This window comes from Promicromonospora kroppenstedtii DSM 19349 (assembly GCF_000515355.1).
Taxonomy (GTDB): Bacteria; Actinomycetota; Actinomycetes; order Actinomycetales; family Cellulomonadaceae; genus Promicromonospora; species Promicromonospora kroppenstedtii.
The window spans coordinates 119,813-126,974 of sequence record NZ_KI911665.1 but is presented as its reverse complement, the minus strand read 5'-3'; the positions used below and the strand labels follow the sequence as shown (position 1 = coordinate 126,974).

7 protein-coding genes are annotated in these 7,162 nt (G+C 71.6%); 6 read left to right on the top strand and 1 reads right to left on the bottom strand.

The genetic code is table 11. The features are described from left to right. Together PROKR_RS12955 and PROKR_RS12950 are read left to right on the top strand one after the other, a co-directional pair. Positions 1-726 (top strand): alpha-amylase family glycosyl hydrolase (locus PROKR_RS12955; RefSeq protein ID WP_036963800.1); only part of this gene is annotated, 726 nt, incomplete at its 5' end. Continuing rightward, the gene (locus PROKR_RS12950; RefSeq protein WP_036963798.1) at positions 723-1,679 is read left to right on the top strand and encodes a TIGR03885 family FMN-dependent LLM class oxidoreductase; all 957 of its coding nucleotides are present in this window, start codon (positions 723-725) and stop codon (positions 1,677-1,679) included. The genes PROKR_RS12955 and PROKR_RS12950, both read left to right, overlap by 4 nt. A 71-nt stretch (positions 1,680-1,750) precedes the next feature. Here the strand turns inward: PROKR_RS12950 and PROKR_RS12945 are convergent, their stop codons facing one another. Beyond that, on the bottom strand, positions 1,751-2,797 hold the full coding sequence (locus PROKR_RS12945; RefSeq protein ID WP_036963796.1) for a LacI family DNA-binding transcriptional regulator: 1,047 nt from the start codon (positions 2,795-2,797) through the stop codon (positions 1,751-1,753). Positions 2,798-2,996: 199 nt separating this feature from the next. Between PROKR_RS12945 and PROKR_RS12940 the strand changes: the two genes are divergently transcribed. From PROKR_RS12940 to PROKR_RS12925, 4 genes are read left to right on the top strand one after another with little or no spacing between them, the layout of a single operon-like run. Beyond that, positions 2,997-4,283, top strand: a complete 1,287-nt coding sequence (locus tag PROKR_RS12940; protein WP_036963794.1) for an ABC transporter substrate-binding protein — start codon at positions 2,997-2,999, stop codon at positions 4,281-4,283. Between the two features lie 34 nt (positions 4,284-4,317). Then, positions 4,318-5,268: a carbohydrate ABC transporter permease gene (locus PROKR_RS12935; protein WP_036963792.1), complete on the top strand. Its 951-nt coding sequence runs from the start codon at positions 4,318-4,320 to the stop codon at positions 5,266-5,268. Further along, on the top strand, positions 5,255-6,181 hold the full coding sequence (locus PROKR_RS12930; RefSeq protein WP_245605810.1) for a carbohydrate ABC transporter permease: 927 nt from the start codon (positions 5,255-5,257) through the stop codon (positions 6,179-6,181). The genes PROKR_RS12935 and PROKR_RS12930 overlap by 14 nt, the downstream gene beginning before the upstream one ends. A gap of 58 nt (positions 6,182-6,239) precedes the next feature. Next, positions 6,240-7,004: an SDR family NAD(P)-dependent oxidoreductase gene (locus PROKR_RS12925; protein WP_036963790.1), complete on the top strand. Its 765-nt coding sequence runs from the start codon at positions 6,240-6,242 to the stop codon at positions 7,002-7,004. The last annotated feature ends 158 nt before the right edge of the window (positions 7,005-7,162 follow it).

Genomic DNA, 7,162 nt, shown 5'->3' with positions numbered 1-7,162 from the left:
CTCGAACGGCTCGCGGCGGACGAGCGCTCGGAGGTGCTCGACGCCTTCGCCCCCGAGGACTCGATGCGGGCGTACGGCCGCGGCATCCGCCGTCGTCTGGCGCCGATGCTCGGCGGCGACGTGCGCCGGGTCGCCCTGGCGCACGCCGTCGCGCTCGCACTGCCCGGGCCCCCGGTGCTGCGCTACGGGGACGAGATCGGGATGGGCGACGACCTCGACCGGCCCGAGCGTGAGGCGGTCCGCACGCCGATGCAGTGGTCGACGACGCCGTCGGCGGGCTTCTCCAACGCGTCGCCCGACCGCTTCCCCGCACCCGTGGTCACGGGGCCCTACGGTCCCGAGCACGTAAGCGTCGACGAGCAGAACGTGCGCGACGGCTCCCTGCTGCACCGGGTCGGGGGCCTGGTGCGGGCGCGGCTGGGCATCAGCGAGCTCGGCCGCACGCGCCCCGAGGTGTGGGACGTGGGCGTCCCGGCCGTCCTGGCGCTGCGGTACCAGGTCGAGGAGTCCAGCGTGCTGCTGCTGGCCAACCTCTCCGACGAGGACGTGGTCGCCGCACTGCCGGCCGAGGAGGTCGCGGTCCTCGAGGCGGGCGCGGCGCGCTACGTCGACGTGCACGTCGACCAGGACTACGCCGGGGTGAGGGCGGACGGGCGGATCGACCTGGCCGGATACGGCTACCGATGGCTGCGACGCACGATCGACGGGGACGCGGAGGGCGCATGACCACGATCGGTTTCCATGTCTCGCACGAACAGCTGCACCCTGCCGAGGGTCTGCGCGCCGTCCGGCTCGCGCAGGACGCCGGGTTCGACGCCGCGATGTGCTCGGACCACCTCGCCCCCTGGAGCGAGCGCCAGGGCGAGTCCGGGCTCTCGTGGTCGTGGCTCGGCGCCGCGCTGGCCACCACCGGCCTGTCCTTCGGCACGGTGTGCGCACCCGGTCAGCGGTACCACCCGGCGGTGGTGGCCCAGGCGGTCGCGACCCTCGGCGCGATGTTCCCCGGCCGGTTCTGGGTCGCGCTCGGCTCCGGCGAGAACCTCAACGAGCACGTGACCGGCGATCCCTGGCCGGCCAAGGACGAGCGGGACGCCCGGCTGGTGGAGTGCGTCGAGGTGATCCGGGCGCTGCTGCGTGGCGAGGAGGTCGACCACGTCGGCCGGGTCGTCGTCCGCGACGCGCGGTTGTGGACGCTGCCCGAGGTCGCTCCCGCCCTGCTGGGTCCGGCCCTGACTGCCGCGACCGCCGCGCGGCACGCCGCCTGGGCGGACGGCCTGATCACGGTCAACCGCCCGGTGGCGGAGCTGCGCCAGGTCGTCGATGCCTACCGCGAGGCGGGCGGGGTCGGGGAGGTGGCCGTCCAGGTGCACCTCTCGTGGGCGCCCACCCAGGCCGAGGCCGAGGCGGTCGCGCTGGACCAGTGGCGCACGATCACCGTCGCGCCCGAGGTGGCCGCGGACACGCGCACCACTGCAGCGTTCGACGCGCTGGGCCGGGGGGTCGGGATCGACGCCGTGCGCCGCGCCGTGCTGGTCTCCGCGGACCCCGGCGAGCTCACGGCGCGTCTCGCCGAGCTACGCGACGTGGGCGCCGACCGCCTCTACCTGCACCATGTCGGACGCCGGCAGGACGCGTTCGTCGAGATGTTCGGCGAGCACGTGCTGCCGCAGCTGCGCTGACGTCCCGCGCCCGGGCGGGCCCGCCGGCGCCGGTTCGCACGCGCGCCCCACGGGAGGCCTGACCCCGCCCGTCACCCCGCGAGGGGCCCCGTCGAGTCACGGACGACGAGCTCCGGCCGGAACAGCAGCGACGTTCCGGAGCCGTCGTCGTCCTGCGGGGTGTGCAGGGCGCGGAACGCGGCGGCGGCCATCTCCTTCATGGGCTGCCGCACGGTGGTCAGCGCCGGTGAGTACAGCTCGGCGAGCACGATGTCGTCGAACCCGGCGACCGAGACGTCCTGGCCCACCTCCAGCCCGGCGTCGCGCACCGCGCGGCACACGCCGATGGCGGTCATGTCGTTGACCGCGAAGATCGCGGTGGGCGGGTTGGGGCCGGCGAGCAGCTCGGTCGTGGCCACCCGGCCCAGCTCGGCGGCCTCGACGTCGCCGAACTGGCTGTCGACGCTGCTGCCGGGCCAGGTGACGACGTCCTGGCGCGCGATGCCCGCGCGCTCGAGGGCGCGCAGGAAACCCTCGAACCGCTCCGTCCGGTTGATCGACCGGATGGCGCCCGAGACGAACGCGATCCTGCGGTGGCCGAGCGACACCAGGTGCTCGCCCATCAGCTCCGCGCCGATCGTGTTGTCGACGCTCACGTTGATCAGGCCCACCGGGTCGGTGGCCTGCGCCGTGCGGTCGAAGGCGACCAGCCGCAGGCCGTCCTCCAGCAGGCTGGAGACGTGCTCCAGGGAAGGCAGGGACGAGCACAGGACGATGCCGCGGATGCCGTCGGAGACGAGCTCGTCGACGTACTGGCGCTCGCGGCCGGGGTCGCGCTCGGAGTTGCACAGCAGCACGTGGAAGCCCTGCGTCAGCGCGGCCGCCTCGACGTGGCGCGCGAGCGCGCCCCAGTACGGGTTGCCGACCGACGGCACGACCAGGCCGATGACCTGCGGCTTGCCGGTGCGGAGCTGGCGGGCGGCCCGGTTGGGCCGGTAGCCGAGCTTGCGGATGGTGGACTCCACCCGCTGCCGGGTCTCGGGCAGCATGCGTTCCGTGCGGCCGTTGAGCAGGTTCGAGACGGTGCTCGTTGACACCCCCGCCGCTCGCGCGACGTCAAGGATCGTGACTCCAGCCATGTGCGGGTGTGGCCCCCTCCGGTTCGAGATCCAGCCCATTTGCCAGTGCATCGATGGACTGAACTGACGCCAGCATAGTCCATAAACGGACACTTGACCCCTGCCTGAAGGCCCCCTATGGTCAGTGCATCGTTACACCAGGGAGTCATGGCAGACTCCCTCGCCTGGGTGAGATCAGTGCCGATCGAAAGGGCAAGTCATGGAACTCAGCCGTCGCAACTTCCTCGTGGCCATGGGCCTCGGGACCGCGACCGTCATGGCGGGATGCGCCACGACGAGCGGCAGCGGCGCACCCGCCGCCGACGCCAGCGGCCCCGCGCAGGGCGACATCACCTTCCTGTGCGCGCTGTTCGAGGGCGCCACGGGCAAGGAGACGCTCGAGGGCAACCTGCTCAAGCAGTTCAAGGAGAAGTACCCCGACGTCAACGTCACCGTCGACTACACGGACTACGGCTCCCTCAACGAGAAGATCACGACGGGCCTGGCGAGCGGCCTCATGCCCGACGTCGTCACCCTCGGCGTCGGCTGGATCCCGCCGTTCGCGTACAAGAACGCGATCGCGCCCCTGCCCGAGTCGCTGGCCACGCGCTACACCTACGAGGAGCGCGTGCTGGAACCGTCGCGGTTCGACGGCAAGCTCTACGCGCTGCCCATGGTGCTGGACACGCGCATCGTGGCCTACCGCAAGGACTTCTTCGAGGAGGCTGGGATCACCGCCCCGCCCAAGGACTGGGCCGAGCTGCGCGAGATCGCCAAGGAGCTCACCGTCCGGGACAAGGACGGGACCCTCCAGCGGGCCGGGTTCGACCCGTTCTCGATCGACCTGCGCCAGTGCTGGGAGACGTTCCTGTTCGGCAACTCCGGCGAGCTCTTCTCCGCCGACGGGCGCGAGGTGCTGTTCGACAGCCCGGAGGGCGTCGCGGCCCTGCAGCTCTTCCTCGACATGGTGGCGGACGGTTCGGCCGACTTCGCGCTCACGACCGAGGCTGGCCAGCCGACCACGCTGCAGCAGGGCACCTCGGCGATCATGATGACCAACAACTCGCTCTACGTGCAGCTCCAGCAGCAGAACCCGGAGCTGGTCGACAAGGTTGGCACCTTCGTGCTCGGGAACACCGCCCCGGCGATGCTCCAGGGCGGCACGATGATCTCGCAGTCGGCCAGCTCCAAGAACCCGGCCGCCGCGCGGGCGCTCGTGGAGTTCCTCGGCTCGCCCGACGCCGTGCTGGTCGCCTCCGAGCAGCGCGGCTCCGTCCCCGCGATCTCCGACCTCCGCGACAGCGACTACGTCAAGGGCAACCCGATGGTCGCGTTCGCGCTCGAGAACCTCGGCAAGGCGCGGTCCGAGGGCGGCACGCCGGCCTGGATGGAGATCCGGGAGAAGATCAAGCCCACCCTCGAGACCGCCGTCGTCGGCCAGCAGACCGCGGAGCAGGCCATCGCCCAGCTCGCCGGCATCGCCGACGACGCGATCGCCCGCCTGTGACCCGGTCCGTCCACTCGAGGAAGAGGGGTCCGTCGTGGCCGTTGTCTCCGCGCCGCGTGCCGTGAGCGCGCCGTCCTCCGCCCCGCCCCGCTCGCCCGCGCCCCGGCGCGGACGAGCGGGGGCGGCCCGCCGTCGCGCCGGGATGCTCATGGTGGCACCCGCGTTCCTGCACGCCCTGATCTGGATCGGCATCCCGGTGGTCGCCGCGTTCGTGCTGTCCTTCACGTCCTACGACGTGCTCACGCAGCCCCGGTTCATCGGCATCCAGAACTACCTGGACGCGTTCGGTGACCCGGTCTTCCGCCGGGGCATGCTCAACACCCTGGTCTACGCGTTCTTCACCGTTCCGGTCGCGATGGCGATCGCCCTGCTCATCGCCCTCATGCTCGACACGCAGCTCCGGGCGCGGGCGCTGTTCCGCACCGCGGTGTTCATCCCGCAGGTCACCGCCACCATCGCCGTCGCGCTGGTCTGGCTCTGGATCTACGACCCGCGCAGCGGCCTGCTCAACGCGGTGCTGAGCTTCTTCGGGCTGCCCGCGCAGAACTGGCTGTCGTCGACCACCTGGGCGATGCCCGCTGTCATCACCGTCGGCATCTGGCAGGGCATCGGCCTCAAGATGCTCATCTACCTGGCCGCGCTCCAGTCGCTGCCGAAGGACGTCTACGAGGCGGCGTCGGTGGACGGCGCCTCCCGGACGCGCCAGTTCTTCAGCCTCACGCTGCCGCTGCTGCGCCCGGCCACCTTCTTCGTCTTCGTCACCTCGGTCATCTCCGCCTTCCAGGCATTCGACCTCATCTACATACTCACCGACGGTGGGCCGGCGAACACGACCACGATGATGACCTACGAGATCTACAAGTCCGCGTTCCGGGAGTTCCGCGTCGGCTACGCGTGCGCCCAGTCCATCGTGCTGTTCGTGTTCCTGCTGATCCTGACCCTCGCGAACCGACGGCTCAACGGAGGCGACAGTGGCAGGCACTGACCTCGTGGCGGCCCCGCCGCGCACGACCCCGGGCTCCTCCCGCACCCCGGCGGCCCGCCGCCGGCTCGAACGCGGCGCCCTCTACCTGGTGCTGACCGTCATCGCCGTGGTGATGGTCGTGCCCTTCGTGTGGATGATCCTCACCTCGCTCAAGACACCCCAGGACCTCGCGGCGACCCCGCCGTCGTTCCTGCCCGCCCAGTGGGCGTGGGGCAACTACGCCGAGGCGCTCGCGGCGGCGCCGTTCCTCACCTACGCCCGCAACAGCCTGATCATCGCGGTGAGCCACACGGCCATCAACCTCGTGATCGCGTCGATGGCGGGCTACGCGCTGGCCCGGCTGCGGTTCCGCGGGTCGGAGCTGGTGTTCATCGGCTTCGTCGCGGCGCTGATGATCCCGACCTACACGAAGATCATCCCGGAGTTCCTGATCGTGCGGTTCATGCCGCTGTTCGGGGGCAACGACATCCTGGGGCAGGGCGGCACGGGCTGGCTCGACACCTGGTGGGCGCTGATCGTCCCCGGCGCGGTGACGCCGTTCGCGGTGTTCCTGTTCCGGCAGTTCTACCTGGACCTGCCGGTGGAGCTCGAGGAGGCGGCCCGCCTCGACGGCGTCAGCGAGCTGGGCATCTGGGCCCGGATCATGACGCCACTGGTCAAGCCGGCGTTCATCACCGTGGCGCTGCTGACCTTCGAGAGCTCCTGGAACAACTTCCTGTGGCCGCTGCTCGTCACGCGCACCGACTCGATGCGCGTGATCCAGGTGGGCCTGTCGGTGTTCCGCACCGAGAACGACACGCAGTGGGCCTTCCTCATGGCGGGGACGACCCTGGCGACCGTGCCGATGGTGGTGCTGTTCCTCCTCGGCCAGAAGTACTTCGTGCGTGGGTTCGCCAACGCGGGCATCAAGTGACACGCGGGCAACAGCTGACACGCGGCAGGGTGCCGCGTGCCGAACGAGAGGACTGACGATGGCGATGGACATGACGGGCGCACGGGTACTGGTCACGGGCGCGGGGCACGGCATCGGCCGGGGGATCGCGCTGGGCCTGGCCGCCGCGGGGGCCGACGTCGTCGTGCACTACGGGAGCTCGGCCGACGCAGCCGCGCAGACCGTGACGGACGTCGAGGCGCTCAGCCGCAAGGCCGTCGCCGTACGCGCCGACGTGACGGTGACCGAGGACGTGGACCGGCTGGTCGCGGAGTCCGTGGCGTTCCTGGGCGGGCTCGACGTGGTTGTCTGCAACGCGGGGCACCTGATCGGCCGCGTGCCGGTCGCCGAGATGAGCGACGAGCACTACGCGTCCGTGGTGGACGTGAACCTCGGCGCGACGTTCCGCACCTGCCGGGCCGTGATCCCGCACCTGCTGGAGTCGGACCGGCCACGGATCGTGGCCATGTCCTCGCTCGCGGCGCACAACGGCGGCGGGCCGGGTTCGGTCGTCTACGCGGCGGCCAAGGCGGCCGTGCGCGGGTTCGTCAAGGGCCTGGCCAAGGAGCTCGGGCCCAAGGGCGTCACGGTGAACGCCGTGGCCCCTGGCTACATCGCGGACACCGCGTTCCACGGCACGTTCAGCACCGCCGAGGCGCAGCAGAAGATGGTCGCGGGCACGCCGGTCGGCCGCCCCGGCACCGTGGACGACGTCGCCGCGGCGGTCCTGTACCTCGCCTCGCGTGAGGCGTCGTACATCACCGGCACCACGCTCGACGTCGACGGCGGGACCTGGCCCCGATGACCTCCCTCGTCCCGGGGCACGCGGCCGTGGCGTCCGGCCTGCCGCGCGAGCGCGGCGGCTGGTGGCACCAGTTCGTCTGCCCGGCGCACGGCACCGAGCTCTCCCACGAGGGCATCCCCGGACCCGTGCCGCCGGCGGACGGCGTGCGGTGCCCGCAC

Coding starts and splice junctions, on each gene's coding strand:
- PROKR_RS12950 (WP_036963798.1), top strand. CDS start 723: ATGACCACGATCGGTTTCCATGTCTCGCACGAACAGCTGCACCCTGCC.
- PROKR_RS12945 (WP_036963796.1), bottom strand. CDS start 2,797: ATGGCTGGAGTCACGATCCTTGACGTCGCGCGAGCGGCGGGGGTGTCA.
- PROKR_RS12940 (WP_036963794.1), top strand. CDS start 2,997: ATGGAACTCAGCCGTCGCAACTTCCTCGTGGCCATGGGCCTCGGGACC.
- PROKR_RS12925 (WP_036963790.1), top strand. CDS start 6,240: ATGGCGATGGACATGACGGGCGCACGGGTACTGGTCACGGGCGCGGGG.